This is a genomic window from Paenibacillus sp. sgz302190, from assembly GCF_059820445.1.
Window position 1 is genome coordinate 511,156 of sequence record NZ_JBZYAO010000001.1, and the last position, 18,753, is coordinate 529,908.

Here is an 18,753-nt window from a genome sequence, read left to right on the forward strand (position 1 = left end):
AGATCTAGTGCTTCATTTGGATAATGATGAACCTGGGAAAATGAGTAGTGTTTTCCCTCCCCAAAAAAACAGCAGCTCTGGACAAAATCCAGCAGCCGCTAGCCGATGGTTGGATCATTCATTGGGTTTTCTGCCAAGCTTCCTGATTTAATTCTCCATTTATTGCTGCTGCAGCTATAGCCCCCGATGCGGCTGCGGCAATGGATTGATGCATTAGTGAAGACGCGTCACCCGCTGCGTAAACGCCAGGTACACTGGATTTTCCAAATTTGTCGACTGCAATCACCTCCGTATCCGATATGTGGCAACCAATGGACTGCGGCAAATCCGTTCCCTGAACCAGTTCCGACTTGAAGAAGATTCCCGTGCACGGAATTTCTGTCCCATCCTCAAGCGCAACATGGTTCACCATACCCTCACTGGATAAAATGGCACGAATCGGCGTATCGAATAGCGGAATATGATGATCCCGCAATTCATCGCGTTCAGCCTCGCTCAATTCATCGGGGCCATTCGTGCAAACGACAAACCGCTTCGTCCACCCCGACAACAATGGAGCGAAATGCATGAGTGCCGCTCCTCTGCTAATGACAACCAGCGGCTCATCCCTTAATTCCCAGCCATCGCAATACGGGCAAACAAACGCGCTCTTCCCGTAGACCTCGGTCAATCCCGGTATTCCAAGCTTGCGATCCTTCATGCCTACGGCAAACAACAGCTTTTTGCTGGCGATCTTCATCCCTGTGGCCGTCTCCAGCAAGAAGTATCCGTCCTCACCCGTGATCGACACAACGGTATCTTCCGCCTGGGAAACCGACGGATAGACGCGCAGCTGCTCCTTCGCAATACGTCGGAATTCACCCGGGCTGATTCCGTCCCGCGTCAAAAACCCGTGCGCCTCCCGGGTCACGGCATTGCGGGGACGTCCCTCATCAATGACAATCGTCTGCTTCCTCGCGCGTCCCAGCATAAGTCCGGCGCTCAAACCGGCGGGACCTCCCCCGATAATCGCTACATCCACTTTGTTCATGATTGTTTAACCCTCCTCGTTAGCATGATCAATAATTTGGAGACTATCGTTGTTTTCAATTCCCGGGTTACCAACGATTGATAAGAGTATCCCTTTAGCAGCAGTAATTGGGTCAGGTAAATCATCTCCAAATGCTCGGTCTTTCGGGGGCGATCGGTGACAAGCGGCCATACCTCGTCAACCAGACTGTGTTCCCTGAAACCTACCGCCAAACTCATGTAGCAGAACGCCCTCGCGCAGCTCAGCGCCCTCTCCACACTGGCCCAATCGACCAGAACAGGGCACATGGAGACAAAGACGAGATCAAAGGTTCTCTCCCATCCCCTCACCTCAAGATCGATGTTTTCGAAAGGTTCGTGCATCACCTTGACCGTTCCAGTCGCCAAGTCCGAACTATTTTGCTGATATGTGAACACGCCTCATGAAAAGAGAGAAGACGAAACCTACAATCGCAACAACAATAGCAATTTCAAAAACATGTTGTATACCTGCTGTCAAAGCAAGCGCGGCGTTAACTGGGTCCGCCTGGTCTGCCGTTTGCTTCAGAATGTTGCTCATGCCAACAGACATGATACTTACCGCAACCGCAGTGCCGATCGCCCCGGCCACCTGCTGGACCGTATTCATAATTGCGCTACCGTGCGGGTAAAGTGAAGGAGGCAATTGGTTCAGACCATTCGCCTGCGAAGGCATCCAGACCATGGAGATCCCGATCATCAAGAAGGTATGAAGCACAATGATTTGGGTTATGGTCGTCGTTGTCGTAATTCCTGAGAGAAACCAGAGCACGACGGATATCAAGACCATACCAGCGGGAACAACCCATCTCGGCCCAAATTTATCGAATATTCTGCCCATAATCGGTTGCGTGATCGCGTTCACAATCCCCCCGGTCAACAAAACAAGTCCGGCAGAAAAAGCGTTTAGGCCGAGGCCTCTAATCAAATACAAGGGCAATATAATCATGGCTGACATCATCACCATTACGGCAATCATAAGCATAACAGTGCCAACCGTAAACATGGGCTGTTTGAATGCCCTCAAATCCATCATCGGCTGCTTCATTCGCAATTGCCGTACCGCAAATATTAAAAGCGCCAGTATGCCGACAATCATCGGAATCACGACCTTGGGCGCTCCAAGTCCTCCTTCTCCTTCCCCGGCGCTGCTAAAAGCAAATACAATTCCACCAAAGCCAAGCGTGGATAAGATAAGCGAATAGATATCTATTTTCGGCTTGGTAATCGTCGTTATATTTTGCATATATCGCATTCCAAACAAAAGAGAAAACGCCAAAACGGGAAGAGTCAATCCGAAAATCCAGTTCCAGCTAAGCTGCTCGATCAACAGACCGGAAAGGGTAGGTCCGACAGCAGGAGCAACCACAAGGACAAGCCCGATCAGCCCGTAGGTCGTCCCCCTCCTCTCAGGTGGAACAATGACCAGCACTGTGTGAAACATCAGCGGCAGGATGAGCGCTACGCCCGCAGCTTGAATGACCCTTGCAATCATGAGCAACTCAAATCCCGGGGAAACGGTCGCCACCGCTGTGCCGAGTAAAGACAATAGGAGCGATGCCGTGAACAATTGTCTGGTTGAAAACCATTGGAGAAACAACCCGGATACCGGGACTAATATGCCGAGGGTCAGTAAGTAACCAGTCGTCAGCCATTGGGCCGTTGCGGCGGTGATATGAAACTGGTTGATTAAATCGCTGAGCACTACGTTTAAAGCCGTCTCGTTAAACATCCCAATAAATCCGCTTAATAGTAAGGAAACCATGATCGGAATAACTTTATATTTTTGCACCGCATTATGCTGTGCTTCTGTCGCTGCCTGCATATTCTCCACTCCTAGTAATAATTCGATATTTTAGACTTTACAGATATGAGTTATCTTTAATAGACTTAAAAAAAGAAGTGTTATGTAACTATATTCAATTCCCGCACAAGATCCGACATTTTCTGATTTCTCAACTGTTCTTCCCTCTTCTCTTCTGCCGATAACACCACCTTTTGAATCGGGCATTCTGGCCCATGATCGAAACTGCAATCGAACATGGAGGCCGAGCCTTCAATCGCATGAATAATATCTAGGAACGAAATATTTTCCCAATTTCGTTTGAGTCGATACCCGCATTCACCCCCCCTTATCGATTCAATCATGCCTGCCTTTTCCAACTTGGTCAGTATTTTAGACAAATAGGTGGGAGACACATTTTGCCGAACCGCCAACTGCTGTACACCCATTGGTTTTTGCGGAGTCGCCGCAGTAAGAAAGAGCCTCGTATGGAGGGCATAGGCCTGGAAAACAGGAATCGTTGCCGTACCCCTCTGGGGTTGACTCAAACTTACCGAAAGTATCTCCATGAAATCACTAAGGTTTAGCGAGGTTCATTTTCGGCGGGATATACCCGAGTTGCCTGCCCATTTTTACAATTTGTCCTCTATGATGAAATTCGTGGGTGATGGTGTGCGTAAATAGCCATAATTCGGTTAACTCTACGCTGCCACTCTGCCAGGATGCTTCAATGGTAGGATCCCATTTGTTTTTAAATTCATTCAGAAATTCATAAACCAGAGCATCCGTTTTCTTAAAAACTTCACGCATTTTCTGTACATTGTCAACGGATTCTGGGTTTACTTTGGGAAGTGATTTACCAAGGGCACGACTCCCCAACCATACCCGATAACAATCGGCTACATGAGCATGCAGACTGCGAATAGAAACTCCGCCTAAGGTTCCAACTTCTTTAACATAATCTGTGGGGGACAAAGTTTCGCAAAAACGAAATAATGATTCCCTTGTACGTTGGATCAATTCATACTGGCTTTCGAATACATCCATCTTCTCGCTCTCCTTTTGATATCCGCTTTGACCACAGCTACAGCTTTATTTCCTTCTCCATTCTCCACTACCTCGGTGCCCAATACAGTCGAATCGCAGCTCGCAAAGGGAAGCACCGAGCGGCCGTTGCCGTTACCCATTCCATCATGACAATCGCATACGCATGGGTTAGCAACAGAAGCTTGCACTCTGTATTGACACCAGTTCGCTGGAACGAATCTGTATACCAAGTGCTACCGATTTCAGCCACGGTTGGTGGGGTCAAATCTGTTGGAGAAGGCCCGTTGGCAACACCCGGTGAACGGGTGGTCAAGTGACTTTATATTTTTGCACCGCATTATGCTGTTCTTCTGTCGTCACTGCTTGCATACTCTCTACTCTCCCAGCTAAAATTCAATATTCCAGCCTTTAAAGGTACCAGTTATCTTTAATTGGTTTAAAAAAAATAAATGTTATATAACTATATTCATTTCCCGCACAAGATCCGACATTTTCTGATTTCTCAACTGTTCTTCCATCTTCTCTTCTGCCGATAACACCACCTTTTGAATCGGGCATCCTGGTCCATGATCGAAACTGCAATCGAACATGGAGGCCGAGCCTTCAATCGCATGAATAATATCTAGGAACGAAATATTTTCCCAATTTCGTTTGAGTCGATACCCGCCATGAACCCCCGTTATCGATTCAATCATGCCCGCCTTCACCAACTTGGTCAGTATTTTGGACAAATAGGTGGGAGACACACTTTGCCGCTCCGCCAACTGCTGTACACCCATTGGTTTTTGGGGAGTCGCCGCAGTAAGAAAGAGCATCGTATGGAGGGCATAGTCGGTAGCCTTAGAGAACTTCATTCATAATCACCTCAAAAAAGGACTATACATATCTATAATAACTATTATGTTTCATTACGTCAAGGATAAAACATGCGCTTTTCTTGGAAAAGTACATCAACGGTCCATACCGAATATGGCGAAATACAGATCAAAGCGCCACACGATCGCTTCGGTGAGTTTGAGCCGGTCGTTACCCGAAAAATCAAATGAAAGTACCGGGATCGAGGTGTCTCCAACGCTAATTTCTAATGTCACCAATAAAATTATGCCCGTCATTTTTCATTTTGTGTAATATAAGATCGGCCCCTTCCAAGCAGGACTTGGCCTATTCTGACGCTGATCTGCTGGTTTCTTAGGCATTAGAACTTTTGACTGTCCAGATACGTTAACATAGACTTAATTAATATCTTTAATTACGTTTTTTATATATTCGCTATACTTTGTGAGAAAAATTACAGTATTCGTTATTAATAGAGCGATTTGACATGGAGCCTCTGCGGGCATGATTTCAAGCGAAAGGGCGAAACCACAAGGGTTTCGTATGGCAGGCTAGCCTCTCATGCCCGCCACTCCATGTAGAATCGTAGTCTATTTTACCATGCAGAGTAGCGAGGAATCCATTATTTATTATATACTACTATATATTAGGAACCTATTTCGACCAATGAACCATTTGGTTGCTAGCAGCAAGGTTCTTACTTATCATCCAAATCCATTCCAAGGAGAATCCCAATGAAAACGCATGTCAGCTTACCCGTGGAACAGCCGATCATCACCTCGTGGGCCAACCAGTCGCATGTTTTTTCCATTGCCCAGCGTCATCCCGCCTATAAACCCTGGATCTATTCGGGCTATATTCAAACCGAACTGATTTTGGGCTTGAGCGGAAGAGATACCGTTCTCAACTACTCTCATTTCGCCACCCCCCAAGAGGATTGTCCTTGGATTGAGACTACCCATACGACCGTACAGCAGATCCAAGAATCAGGGGGAGATCTGGTATCGTTTTTTAAAGAAAATCTGCAGCAGGGCCATTACATCTATCAGTTTGTAGATACCTACTATATTTCAGCTTATCCGTTCTATCAGTTGAGACATGAACGGCATGATCCGATGATCATCGGATTTGATGATGAACAAGAGATATTTTACATGGCCGATTTCCATAAAAATGCGGATGGTGCCAACCGGTACGGTATCTTTGAAGTTTCTTACGCCCAGTTAACCGACTCCATCCTTCATCTTACGGAAGATTTGAATATTTTAAAAGGAATTGAGCTTTTCCGCTACAGGACCGACGTCTCCGTTCCCTTTGATACCGAAGGGGTTAAGCAAGCTTTGTCCGATTATCTGGAATCCACTTATACGCCTCACCGGGAACCGACCTGGCTGTCCACTCCGGTTCTAGCGTACGGTATTGCGTGCTATGACCATTTGATCCGGCATATTGAGGACATCAAGACGGATAGCGGGAGGAGAGACTTCCGCTTCTTTCATGTCATGGGCGACCATAAGCTGCTGATGCATCAAAGACTCCAATATATGCATGAAATTGGCTTGATTCGTGCAGAACTTCCCCAATCCTACGAGGAAATCTTGAACGATGCTGCCATTACGAGAAACCTGCTCCTGAAATTCGGCTTAAACGGAAACATCCGTTTACTCGATCGGATTATCCTGCTTCTCCGCAAGATCGCGGAAACCGAAAAGAACATCCTGGGAGGGGTGCTGGAAGAATTGAAGACTTCCTGCTCCGCATCCGTTCAGGCTTAAATCACACAAAAGACTATTCTCGCCTGGCCGTCATCGCCGGCATTTGAGAATAGTCTTTTGACTGTTCATCCTGCTTACTTCGTGCCCGGAGTCACCGAAATCCGGCTTTCTACATAATCGACCACATCTGCGATTGTAATAAATTTGCCTGGAATCATATCCTCATCGGGAAATTCGAAATCGAATTCCTCTTCAATCGTCACAATGGCCCGCATATAACTTAAAGAATTCACGCCCATATCCACCAAATGATCCAGCATTCCAATCCGGGTCCTCCCGAGCAGCTCTTCCCAAATGGCCGCCATCCTTTTCTCTACAGAGCTTTCCGGTGCTTTATATTCATTCATTGTAACGGAAGGGTCAGGAAGCGGTAGAGCCTTTCGGTCTACTTTCCCATTCGTATTCAGCGGCATGCTCTCCAGCCGGACCGCATAGGCTGGCAGCATGTAGGACGGCAGCATCCGTGACAGCGCTGTCCGTATTTCGCCGACACTGTACGCACGGTCTCCCATATAGTAAGCGCACAGCTGGTTTTGTCCCGACAGATCGACCTGGGCCGTTACAACGGATTCCAAGATGCCTTCCAACCCCGCCAGCTGTGCTTCAATCTCACCCAGCTCGATCCGGTAGCCCCGGATTTTCACCTGGTGGTCGATTCGTCCCACATACGCGATACTGCCATCCGGCAGCCATTTCGCCAAATCGCCTGTCCGGTACATCCGCTCTCCCGGCAGGAAAGGATTTTCCACGAACTTCTCCTCCGTCAGCTCCGGACGCCGCCAATATCCTCGGGCCAGTCCATCCCCTGCGATGCACATCTCCCCGATCACGCCGACCGGCTGCAGTTGAACCCCGGACGGCTCCACAATATACACCTGCGTGTTCATGATCGGCTTGCCGATGTTGACTTCCCGGCCGCTCCCGCTGATATCCGCCATCGTGGACCAAACCGTCGTTTCCGTCGGACCATACATGTTGAACAGCTTCGCCTTCGAATGACTTCTGATCTGCTCCGGCAAACCCGCCGGCATCGCTTCGCCCCCAAGGAGGATCTGCTTCACACCGGTCCATCCCTTCCCGCGGCCCGCACCCAGCAGCAGCCCCATCCGGGACGGGGTGGTCTGGATGAGCTCCACACGCTCCCTCTCCATAAGTTCAAGCAGCTTTTGGGGATCATTCTGCTCCTCCTCAGTCGCCAGGATGACCACAGCCCCGACGGTGAGCGGCAGCAGGCACTCCAGAACGAAGATGTCAAAGCCATACGTGGTGACCGACAGGACGCGCTGGCCTTCATAGAAGTCGATCCGCTGCTCCATCCCCTGTATAAAGTTATGCACGCTCCGGTGCTCCAGCATAACTCCCTTCGGCTTGCCGGTGGATCCCGAGGTGTAGATGACGTATGCCAGGTGGCTGCTATGATTGAGCTGCCCCGGATTCCCGGCCTCATCCTGCTGCAGCCCGGCCTCCGCTGCAACACAAACCTCCACATTCGTCGGAACGAGTTCGCGCAAAGGAGAGGAGGCCACCACCAGCCGCACCTCGCTGTCCTCCAGAATCGTTTCGATCCGATCTAACGGAAATGCAGGATCGATCGGGCAATACGCTCCCCCGGCTTTCAGCACGCCCAGCATAGCCGCCGGCATGTCCACCGAACGCTCCATCAATATTCCTACGATCTGATCGGGCTGCACTCCACTGCCGCGCAGCTGATGCGCCAGCCGGTTCGCCCTTGCGTTCAGCTCCCGGTAGGTCAGCTGCTCTCCGCCGCACACGACAGCCAAGCGGTCCGGCGTCCGCTCCGCCTGCTCCTCGAACAGCTCGTGGACGGTTTTCTCCCGGTCATAGTCTGCTGCCGTGCAGTTGAACTGCTCCAGTATGTGCCTGCGCTCCTCTTCCGTGGCCAGCTCCAGTGAAGACAGCCTCCGCTGCGGATCCCCCAGCAGCATGTCGATCACCCGGAGCCAGTGCCCGGCCATCCGCTCCACCGTCTCCCGCTTGAACAGCGCCGTGGCATATTCCAGTGTGAACCGGAGACCCTCCGCCGACTCTTCCGCGTTCAACGTCAAATCAAATTTCGCCGCCATGAATTCCTGGGGATAGGCGGATAGCCGGACTCCCTCCATGACAAGCTCCTTTTGCCCCATATTGTTCATAATGAACATCGTGTCGAACAGCGGGTTGCGGCTCAGATCCCTCGGAAGAGCAAGCTTCTCCACAAGTTCCTCGAACGGATACTCCTGGTGCTCGTACGCTTGCAGCAGCCCGTGCTTGACTTCCTCCAAATAGGCTTCAAAGGTTTTGTCCGCCGCCGGATATTGACGAAGCGCCAACGTGCCGACAAACATCCCGACCAGAGGCTCCAACTCCTCCTGCAGCCTGCCGGCCACCGGCGTACCCACGATGATCTCACCGCTGCCGGTGTATTTGCCGAGCCATGCGGTATAAGCGGCAATCAGCACCATATACAGCGTTGTGCCCGTTCGGGAGGCCAGCTGCCGGAGCGCTTCGCTCCGGTCTTTTCCAAGCGTGAATCTCACCGCTGCTCCTTCATAGCTGCGTACCGGCGGTCTGGCATAGTCAGCCGGAAGCTCCAGAACCGGAAGCTCGCCGCTGAACACCTCCAGCCAGTAGGCTTCCTGCTTCATCAACCGCTCGCTTGCCGCCTCCCTCTGCTGCCATACCGCATAGTCCTTATACTGGATGGTCAGCGGCTGCAGCGTTTCGCCTTCGTAAAGCCTCGTAAATTCATAGGCCAGATTGATCATGGATATCCCATCCGAAACGATATGATGAATATCGAACAGCAGCAGATGGCGCTGCGGCTCCAGCTCGACGAGACCCGCCCGCATGAGCGGGGCCTGTTTCAGATTGAACGGGCGCAGGAATCCCTTGATATACGCTGTCACATCCTCCTCGTTCAGCCGGACGTTTTCCACATCAAAGGCTGCCTCATTCCTTACCCTCTGAACCATCTCTCCATTCTTCATCTCGAAGCCGGTCCGCAGCGTTTCATGGCGGGCAATCAGCCTGCGAAAGGCTTCCTGCACACGGCTGCTGTCCAAGGGACCATCGAGCTGAAGCACCACCGGCGTATTGTAGCTCATTTCCCCGCCTTCCAGGCTGCTGACGAGGTAGATCCGCTTCTGTGCCGAGGAAAGGGGATAATATTCTCTCTCGGGTGCCTTCAAAATCAGGGAAAGGCCCGTAGTCTGCTCAGCCTCCCCAGTCTCCTTGGCTCGTATGAGCTTCGCCAACCCCCGGACCGTCGGTGACTGGAACACCTCCTGCAAGGGGACTTCCACCTTAAAATGGTTACGTATACGGGCAGCCAGCCTCGTTACGCTCAGCGAATCCCCGCCCCGCTCGAAGAAGGATTCATTCACCCCGATGCTTCCTTGGCCGAGAATTTCCTCCCACAAGTCGGCCAGTCCCTGTTCCGTTGCGTCGGCCGGTGCTTCCGCTTCGGACGGATGGGCTGACCCTAGGGCCGGCTCCGGCAGCGCCTTCCGGTCTACCTTGCCGTTCGCATTCAGCGGCAGCTCCTCCAGGAACACATAGGCTCCCGGCACCATATAGGCCGGCAGCTCCGCCGCGAGGTATTCCCGGACAGCGCCCACCGTCAGATCGCCCGACGGCACGATATAGGCGCACAGATACCGCTGCTCCCGTCCGTCCAGCCGGTCCATCACCACCGCTTCGCGGATCCCCGGGTGCCGGGCCAGTCGGCTGTCGATCTCGCCCAGCTCCACCCGGTAGCCGCGGATCTTCACCTGATGATCCTTGCGGCCCAGGAATTCCACGTTCCCGTCCGGCAGCAATCTCCCAAGGTCCCCGGTCTTGTACATCCATCCCCCTCCCGGGAGGAACGGGTCGGGCAGGAACGCCGCCGCCGTCTTCGCCTCGTCGTTCATATATCCGCGGGCTACGCCCACGCCGCCGATATACAGCTCGCCGACCACGCCCCACGGCACCCTCTCCAGGTCGTCGTCCAGAATGTAGAAGGCGTTGCCCCCGATCGGCCGGCCGTACAGGATGCTACTCCAGTTAGCGCTGACTTCCATGGCCGGATAGTAATTCGACCAGACGGTCCCCTCCGTCGCTCCCCCCAGCGAGATCACTTCCGCTTGCGGGAACAACTGCCGGATCCGACCAGGCAGCGTGACCGGAATCCAGTCCCCGCTCATGAAGACCAAACGCAATCCGGCAGGAAGCGACTCTGCCGAACTTTCTTCCAGATGATGGATAAAGTGGTTCATCGTCGTTGGCACCGAATCCCAGAACGTGACCTCCTCGGCCTCCATCAGCCTTAGAAGCGCCCCGGGGTCGAGCACTTGCTCGCGTTCCGCCACCACGACGGTTCCCCCCGCCGCCAACATCCCGAAAATATCGTAGACGGACAAGTCGAAACACATCGAGGTGATGAACAGCAGACGGTCTTCCCCACCGACCGCAAACCGCCGGTTGACCCAGGAGACCAGGTTGACGGCGCTTCGGTGCTCGATCATCACGCCCTTCGGCGTGCCCGTGGAGCCGGAGGTGTAAATGATATATGCCAAATCGCCGCTGTCCTTCGCCAGCTGCAGCGGTTCGGAACTTTCCCCGGCGATCCTCTCATCCTGCATGAAGATGACCCGTTCATGCCCAAGATCCGGGTAAGCGCGGTCGGCCAGTACCGCCGCAGCTTCCGCGTTATGCAGAATATACGCCTTGCGGCTCAGCGGGTAATCCGGATCGACCGGCACGTAAGCCGCCCCCGCCTTGAGGATGGCGAGCATCCCGGTGATCATGTCGGTTCCGCGACCGGCCACCAGGGCCACATGATCCCCGCTGCGCACACCGTGCCGCACCAAATGCCGCGCCAGCCGGTTTGACTCCGCCTCCAGCCGCGCATAGGTCAGCGTTCGGCCTCCATGCCGGACCGCCGCATGGTCCGGCGTTCTTGCCGCCTGTTCCTCGAACAGCCCGTGCAGCGTCTTCCCCTCCGTGTAGGCAGCCGCAAGCTCGCACGCCGGAGCATTCCATTCGCGGAGCAGCCGGTCCCCCTCCTCCGTCAGGATCAATGCCCCGCTGCCCAGAATCGGGTTCGCCTCGTCGCACAGCTCCTCCAAAATCCGCACATAGAGCGTGAATACCGTCTCCATATCCCGGTCATAGAAGTAGCTCGGGGCATACTTGATTTGGACACTCATCCGGCCCCCCGCCCGGTGCACCTCGACATCCAGCAGCGTGTTGGTCATTTCGGCGCTCTGCAGCTCCAATCCACCCGATTGTTCCGGACGGATACCGCGCCCCCCTTTACCATAATCCAGGATATGAAAGTCGGTATAATTGAATAACGTATCGAATATCGGATTGAGTGACGGATCGGAACGTTCGCCGATCATTCTGGCGATATCGCTCAGGAACGCTTCCCCGGACTTCATCCGGTAGACCGTATCCGCGACTCTCCTCACCAGCCCCTTCTTGTCTTCATGCTTGCCGACATGCAGCCGCATCGGCAGCGTGTTCAGGAAGCAGCCAAGAATGCGGTCCCCGTCCTCTACAGCAGGACGATCGTGCGAAACGACTCCCGTTACGATGTCCTTTTCTGCAGTTATAATGCGAAGCAGGTACAGATGGGCGCTTAGGCAAAGGTCTCTCACGGTGCTTCCGTACGTTCCTGCCACCGCCTCCAGCCTGCTCACCAGCTGCGGAGCCAAAGGTCTCTTGATGATGGCGCTGGATGCGGTGCCTGTCATGGGTTTGCGGGCGATATTAAATGGCAGCTTGCCTCGTGTATAGCCCCCGAGGAATTCCCGCCACCAGTCTCCCGTCTTCCCGTCGGCCTGCCTGAACGCATTCAGCGCCACGTATTCTTTGTACGAGCTGCGGAGCGGAGCCCGCTCTGAAGATGAGGCCGGCGAGGCTTCCCCTCCGGCCGCAAGCTCCGCGTACAATTCCATAAATTCCTGCTGGAACACCGCTACACTCCATCCGTCGAGAGCCGCATGATGGAACGATAAGAGAATGATGGTCTCCTCATCGCCTAACCGAAACAGCCGGAGCCGCCATAATAAGCCGCGGTCTTTTAAATATTTATCGCGCAGATCCGCCCCCCTGCATGCTTCGATATGGGCCTTCTGGGCATCGGCCGAAAGATGCCGGATGTCCTCCAAGACCACATCCGGCTCGAACCGCTTATAAACCAGCTGGATCGGCTCGTTAAAGTTCACCGTATCGAAAACCGTCCTAAGCACGGCATGCCGGTCCAGCAGCCTGCGCACCGTTTGGATGAAGATATCGTTGTCCATAGGACTCATCCGGACGGAAAAGAAGAATTGATCATGATAGATCGGCTGATCGGGCTTCAGCAGCGAGTAGTACACCATGCTCTGCTGGATCTTGCTCAGCGGGTAAAAGTCTTCCAACTCCTGCGAAGCATAAGTCTGGAATGCCGGCGTGCCGCGCAGAGTCTCCTGGAACGCTTCGATCAGGCTCAGGCCGCTCTCCAGCTCTTCGGATTGGCGTTTCGTTCCTGCAGCATCCAAATAACGGGCATACTCGCGGATCGTGCGGTACGTATACAGGTCTTTCAGTTGGACGGGGATCTCCAGCTCCAGTTGAATTCGGCTGGCAAGCCGGAGCAGGGTAATGGAATCTCCGCCGGAGAGGAAGAAATCATCTGTGGCGCCCACCTTTTCTTTACCGAGGATCCCACTCCAAAGATGTGCAAGCTGAGCTTCCATTCCCCCAGCAGGAGCTGTGAAGGTTCCCTCGCCTTCCCTCTCCTTGTCCGGCTCCGGCAGCGCCCTCCGGTCCAGTTTGCCATTTGGCGTCAGCGGCATCCGGTCCAGCTCTACAAAAGATGAGGGCACCATATATGTGGGCAGGCTATTCACCAGATGCTCTCTGTACTCCGCAGCAGATAGTTCCCTCCTGGATACGAAATAAGCGCAAAGGGATTTGGCTCCGGACCGGTCCATCCGGTCCACTACAACGGCCTCAACCACATCCGGATGATTCATGAGCGCTCTTTCAATTTCTCCCAATTCAATTCTGTAGCCCCGAATCTTCACCTGGTGATCCATCCGGCCGAGATACTCCACATCGCCGTTCGGCAGCCAACGGGCCACATCGCCGGTGCGGTACATCCGCTCGCCCGGTATGAAGGGATTGTCTACAAACTTTTCCGCCGTCAGCTCCGGCCGTCCTACATATCCCCGGGCCAGACCAGCTCCTGCTATACACAGCTCGCCCGGTGTGCCGATCGGAAGCAGGTTCAGCTTCCCATCCACCACGTACAGCCGGGTATTGTCGATCGGTGCTCCGATCGGGATGCGTCCCAGCCCCGGTGCACATTCGAATGAACTGACATCCACGGTCGCCTCCGTCGGTCCGTACAGATTCACCAGCTTCACCCGATCCTGTCCGAACAAAGTGAAGAACCGTTCCACCATAGGACTTGGCAGTGCTTCACCGCTGGCAAACACTTGCTTAAGATTGGAGATTTGTCCCAATGCCCCTTCCGCCGCTTCCAGATCTTCCAGGAACGCCCCGAGCATGGAAGGCACGAAGTGCATCGTCGTCACGCCATATTTCGAGACCGCCTCCCGGATGAGGCTAGGGTCCTTCTCCCCTCCAGGCGTCAGGAGGCACACGCCCGCACCATACCACGACCACCAAAACAGTTCCCATACCGATACGTCGAAGGAGAACGGCGTTTTCTGGAGGATGACGTCCTCTTCGCCCAGTATGTAGCGTTTCTGCATCCAGTGAATCCGGTTGATCACCGAATGATGCTCAATCATGACACCCTTCGGTCTTCCCGTGGAGCCGGACGTATACATAACGTAGGCGAGATCCGCAGGTCCGCTTACGGGAACAGGATTGTCCGCAGGCCGGTTATCGATCTCTTCATCCCGAAGGTCCAGCACGATGCCGGAGAACCGGGCAGCTGTGACTTCATCCTCCCCTTGGGTCAGCAGTACCCCCGCCCTGCTGTCCTCCAGCATGTAGCGAATCCGCTCCGCCGGATACGCCGGATCTATCGGCAGGTAGGCGCCTCCCGCCTTCAATATGCCGAAGATGCCGATCAGCATCTCTAGGGAACGGTCCGTCCTGATTCCGACAACGGCATCCGGCTTGACACCATATGCCCGCAAAGTATGGGCAACCTGATTGGCTTTGGCGTTCAGCTGCGCATAAGTCAATGCCCGGCCTTCAAAGACTACCGCCACGTGATCCGGCGTGCGTGCCGCCTGTTCTTCGAACAAGCCGTGGACCGTCTTCTCCTTGGGGTAATCCGCCTCCGTATCGTTGAACTCCTCAAAAATTTGCCGGCGCTCCCCTGAAGTCATCAGCTCAAGAGAGGACAGCGGTCTGCCCGGATCCTCCAGGAGCATGTCGATCAGCCTCATCCAATGACCCGCCATACGCTCTACCGTTTCCCGTTTGAACAGCGCGGAGGCGTACTCGATCCAGAACCGCAGCCCGCCCTCCGTCTCTTCCGCGTTCATCGTGAGATCGAATTTCGCTGCCGCAAAATCCTGTGAATAAGGGGATATCCGCAGTCCGTCGATCGTCATCGGGGATGGGCCCGTGTTGTGCAGCACGAACATCGTGTCAAACAGCGGATTACGGCTCAGATCCCGCGGGAGGTCCAGCTTTTCCACCAGTTCTTCAAATGGGAACTCCTGATGTTCGTATGCTCCCAGCAGCCCCTCCTTGACCTCCTGCAGGTACGACTCGAACGTTTTGTCTCCGGACGGATGCTGCCGCAGCGCCAGCGTGCCCACAAACATGCCGATGAGGGGCTCCAGTTCCGCCTGCAGCCTTCCGGCCACCGGGGTACCGACGATCACATCTGGGCTTCCGCTGTATTTGCCAAGCCATGCCGTATAGGCTGCGAGCAGTACCATATGCAGGGTTGTCCCTGTCTGTCGGGCAAGCTGTGTCAACGCTTCGCTTCGTGCCTTGTCAAGCGTAAAGCTCAGGGAGGCCCCTTGATAGCTCCGTACCAGCGGTCTGCTATAGTCGGCCGGCAGTTCAAGGACCGGAAGCTCGCCGCTGAATACACCCAGCCAGTACGCCTGCTGTTCCCGAATCCTCCCGCTGTCCGTCTTCTCCTGCTGCCATACGGCATAGTCCTTATACTGGAGAGGCAGGGGAGCCAGCGTCTCTCCTTCATACAGCCGTGCGAACTCGTGTGTCAAATGGTTCATGGACACCCCGTCCGAGATCATATGATGCATATCGAACAGCAGCAAATGATGCTCCGGCCCCAGTTCGACAAGACCCGCCCGCAGCAGCGGCGCCTGATCCAGGTCGAAAGTGCGAATGAACCCGCGAATCAATTCGGCAACCTCCCGCCCGTCCCGCAGGGTCGTTTCGAGCTCAAACGGCACCTCCTCATGAATCCGCTGGACGATCTCGCCGTCTTTCATTTCAAAGCGGGTCCGAAGCGATTCATGGCGGCCGATCAAGGTCCGGAAGGCTTCATAGGCCCGTGTCCGGTCTAAAGGACCGTGGATCTCCAGAACCCCCGGCATGTTGTAGCTCAGCTCGCCGCCATCCAGTTGGCTTAGGAGATAGATCCGCTTCTGCGCAGAGGAGACGGGATAGCTCTCTCTCTCCTCCGCACGCGGAATGCCGACATAATCGGTACGCTTCATCCCGTCTATAGCTTGAGCCATGCTTTCAATGGTCGGTGATCGGAATATTTCCCGCAGCGGCAGTTCGACGTTCATTTCTTTGTATATTTTCCCCGCCAATCGAGCCGCCCATAGAGAATGCCCGCCCAATTCAAAAAAATTGTGCTTCACGCCAATATCCGGGAGCTTCAAGACCTCCCTCCAGATCGCGGCAAGCCTTTCTTCGGTCGGATTCCGGGGGGCAGCATACTCGGTGCTGCTCTGCATCACCTTCTCCGGCTTCGGCAGCGCCCGGCGGTCCAGCTTTCCGCTCGAGGTCAGCGGCAGCTTCTCCAACTGCACCATGTAAGCAGGCACCATGTAGGAAGGCAGCTTCCGGGAAAGCTCTTCTTTCCAATCCTGAGCGGCATACGTCGTCTTCATGACCATATAGGCACACAAGTGCTTATCCCCCGTATCGTCCTCTCCGGCTACGACAACGGCTTCCCGCACCCCCTCCAGCCGCAGAAGCTGCGCTTCGATCTCCCCCAGTTCGATCCGGTATCCCCTGATCTTCACCTGATGATCGATCCGCCCCATATATTCGATACTGCCGTCCGGCAGCCATCTCGCCAGATCCCCCGTCCGGTACATCCGCTCCCCCTCATGGAAGGGGTTGTCCACGAACTTCTCCGCCGTCAGTTCCGGCCTGTTCCAGTATCCGCGTGCCAGGCAGACTCCTGCTATACAGAGCTCGCCCGCTACGCCTATAGGCTGCAGCTTGGCTGTTCCTTCCTTCACAATATACAGCTCTGTATTGGATATCGGTTTGCCGATGGGGATCAGCGGATACGCCCTATCTTGTTCGCAAGCAAAGCAGGTCACCTCAACCGTCGCTTCCGTCGGACCGTAGAGGTTGATCATCCTCGATCCGTTGACCGATCCGATCAAACGCTGGAAGCGGGACACCTGATGCGGAGTTAGAGCTTCCCCGCTGGCGAACACGTACCGCAGACTGCTTAATTTCGCAGACACTTCCTCTGGGGGCAGAAGCTCCACATATTCAAGAAACAGCTGAAGCATCGATGGGACAAAATGAACGGTAGTGATCCCGGAGCTTGCGATCGCCTCCACCAGCTGCCCCGGATCCTTCTCTCCCCCGGGGGGCAGCAGGCTTACCGTGGAACCGGCCATCCCCCACCAGAACAGCTCCGGTACCGATACATCGAAGGTGAACGCGGTTTTGAGCAGACTGACATCGCCGCTTCCTAACGGAAACCGGCTCTGTCCCCAGAGAATCCGGTTGACCACGGAATGATGCTCGATCATAACCCCCTTCGGGTTCCCGGTGGAGCCCGAGGTATACATCACATACGCGAGATCCCTTGGCCCGGAGGATGCCTCCAGATTGCCGCCGTCCCCGCTGCTGCACGAAGCGTCATCGATTAGCAAGCACCGGCCTTCGAAGTTCACCCGATCTCTGAACCGGGCCGTTGTCAGCAGCAGTTGAATACCCGAATCCTCCGCTACGTACCTTATCCGGTCTCCCGGATGGTCCGGGTCTATCGGCACATAAGCGCCTCCGGCCTTCAGGATGGCATATACCCCGATGACCATCTCCAGCGAACGCTCGGTCATGATTCCTACAAGCCCGCCCGCTCGAACACCTTCCGTCCGCAGCCTTCTCGCCAGACGGTTCGCCCTCTCGTTCAGCTCCGTGTAGGTCAGCCGCTCATCCCCGCACAGGACGGCCACGCTGTCCGGCGTCCGCTCCACCTGCTCCTCGAACAGCCCGTGGATCGTCTTCTCCTTCGGATAGCTCGCAGCCGTATCGTTGAAGGCGAACAGGATTGCGGCTTTCTCTTCCTCCGTTACGAGAACCGTATCCCCAAGAATGAGATCAGGCGCACTTGCCAGCGCGGAGAGCAGCTCCTGCAGATGCGCGGCCAACCGGAGCATAGCTTCCCGGCTGTACCGCCGCTCATTGTAGGTGAGGTCCAGCACAACATCCTGATCCGCCTGATCAAAGAAGAACAACAGATCGAATGAGGCCTGTTCCCTAAATTCCATCGTATGAAGGGGCCTGAACCCCACGATCGTGTGGATTAAGGGTTTGCCATCCGAAGCGGATCGTGTGGTGATCCGCTCGGTATAGTTCCAGAAGGGAATACTCTGATGCTCGATAGCTTCGCTTACGGCTGCCTTGATACCGGAGAACAAGGTCTTTAGTGTGCTTTGATCCGTGACCGTGTTTTTTACAATGACCAGAGAATTGAGGCTCTCCGCCGAATCGTCCGGCTGACGGAAGACCGGAACGCCAAGCAGCATATTGGATTCATTCGTGTAGTGGTGCAGCAGCCCTTCCACTCCGCACAGCAGAATCATGTACAAGGCTAACGGAGAACCGCCGGCGATTTGCATCATCCGCTTGGAGAGCGTGGCCTCCAGGGTCAGGTTGACGGTTTGAAACAGGCTGTCCTGATTTCCGGAAGTCCGGTTATAGGGAAGACACACGATACGATCCCCGCCATCTAACTTTTGGTTCCAATAGGCAGCTTCTTTACCAAACAGGCTCATAAACATCGGTACGTCCTTTCTATCACATCATAGGATTAGAGTAGGAATGCTGCCGGACTTCAGGCAGTGGGAAACGAAGCCG

Annotated in this window: 7 protein-coding genes and 2 pseudogenes; 2 read left to right on the forward strand and 7 right to left on the reverse strand. The window is 54.4% G+C overall.

Annotated features, from left to right (window positions below; genetic code table 11):
• Window positions 1–118: 118 nt before the first annotated feature.
• From AC6RNO_RS02270 to AC6RNO_RS02295, 6 genes and pseudogenes are all read right to left on the reverse strand, one after another.
• Window positions 119–1,030, reverse strand: a complete 912-nt coding sequence (locus AC6RNO_RS02270; protein ID WP_497104391.1) for an FAD-dependent oxidoreductase — start codon at window positions 1,028–1,030, stop codon at window positions 119–121.
• A 35-nt stretch (window positions 1,031–1,065) separates the two neighbouring features.
• Window positions 1,066–1,413: pseudogene (locus AC6RNO_RS02275) on the reverse strand (SAM-dependent methyltransferase); the annotation flags it as partial.
• Between the two features lie 10 nt (window positions 1,414–1,423).
• The gene (locus AC6RNO_RS02280) at window positions 1,424–2,872 is read right to left on the reverse strand and encodes a DHA2 family efflux MFS transporter permease subunit (protein WP_497104392.1); all 1,449 of its coding nucleotides are present in this window, start codon (window positions 2,870–2,872) and stop codon (window positions 1,424–1,426) included.
• An 80-nt stretch (window positions 2,873–2,952) separates the two neighbouring features.
• A complete protein-coding gene (locus AC6RNO_RS02285; protein WP_497104393.1) occupies window positions 2,953–3,378 on the reverse strand; it encodes an Rrf2 family transcriptional regulator in 426 nt (141 codons plus the stop codon).
• Between the two features lie 28 nt (window positions 3,379–3,406).
• Window positions 3,407–3,877 carry a DinB family protein gene (locus AC6RNO_RS02290; RefSeq protein ID WP_497104394.1) on the reverse strand — a complete coding sequence of 157 codons (471 nt, stop codon included), beginning with the start codon at window positions 3,875–3,877 and terminating at the stop codon, window positions 3,407–3,409.
• A gap of 452 nt (window positions 3,878–4,329) precedes the next feature.
• Window positions 4,330–4,731 (reverse strand): Rrf2 family transcriptional regulator, encoded by a 402-nt coding sequence (locus AC6RNO_RS02295; protein ID WP_474681032.1) that lies wholly within the window; start codon window positions 4,729–4,731, stop codon window positions 4,330–4,332.
• A 90-nt stretch (window positions 4,732–4,821) separates the two neighbouring features.
• Between AC6RNO_RS02295 and AC6RNO_RS02300 the strand changes: the two are divergent.
• Window positions 4,822–4,990, forward strand: a pseudogene (locus AC6RNO_RS02300) (IS256 family transposase); the annotation flags it as partial.
• A 455-nt stretch (window positions 4,991–5,445) separates the two neighbouring features.
• On the forward strand, window positions 5,446–6,486 hold the full coding sequence (locus AC6RNO_RS02305) for a hypothetical protein (protein ID WP_497104395.1): 1,041 nt from the start codon (window positions 5,446–5,448) through the stop codon (window positions 6,484–6,486).
• A 74-nt stretch (window positions 6,487–6,560) separates the two neighbouring features.
• Here the strand turns inward: AC6RNO_RS02305 and AC6RNO_RS02310 are convergent, their stop codons facing one another.
• The gene (locus tag AC6RNO_RS02310) at window positions 6,561–18,671 is read right to left on the reverse strand and encodes an amino acid adenylation domain-containing protein (RefSeq protein WP_497104396.1); all 12,111 of its coding nucleotides are present in this window, start codon (window positions 18,669–18,671) and stop codon (window positions 6,561–6,563) included.
• Window positions 18,672–18,753 lie beyond the last annotated feature (82 nt).

Bases quoted from the DNA above. Each gene is read 5' to 3' on its own strand.
- AC6RNO_RS02270 (WP_497104391.1), bottom strand. From the start codon at position 1,030: ATGAACAAAGTGGATGTAGCGATTATCGGGGGAGGTCCCGCCGGTTTG.
- AC6RNO_RS02280 (WP_497104392.1), bottom strand. From the start codon at position 2,872: ATGCAGGCAGCGACAGAAGCACAGCATAATGCGGTGCAAAAATATAAA.
- AC6RNO_RS02290 (WP_497104394.1), bottom strand. From the start codon at position 3,877: ATGGATGTATTCGAAAGCCAGTATGAATTGATCCAACGTACAAGGGAA.
- AC6RNO_RS02295 (WP_474681032.1), bottom strand. From the start codon at position 4,731: ATGAAGTTCTCTAAGGCTACCGACTATGCCCTCCATACGATGCTCTTT.
- AC6RNO_RS02305 (WP_497104395.1), top strand. From the start codon at position 5,446: ATGAAAACGCATGTCAGCTTACCCGTGGAACAGCCGATCATCACCTCG.
- AC6RNO_RS02310 (WP_497104396.1), bottom strand. From the start codon at position 18,671: ATGAGCCTGTTTGGTAAAGAAGCTGCCTATTGGAACCAAAAGTTAGAT.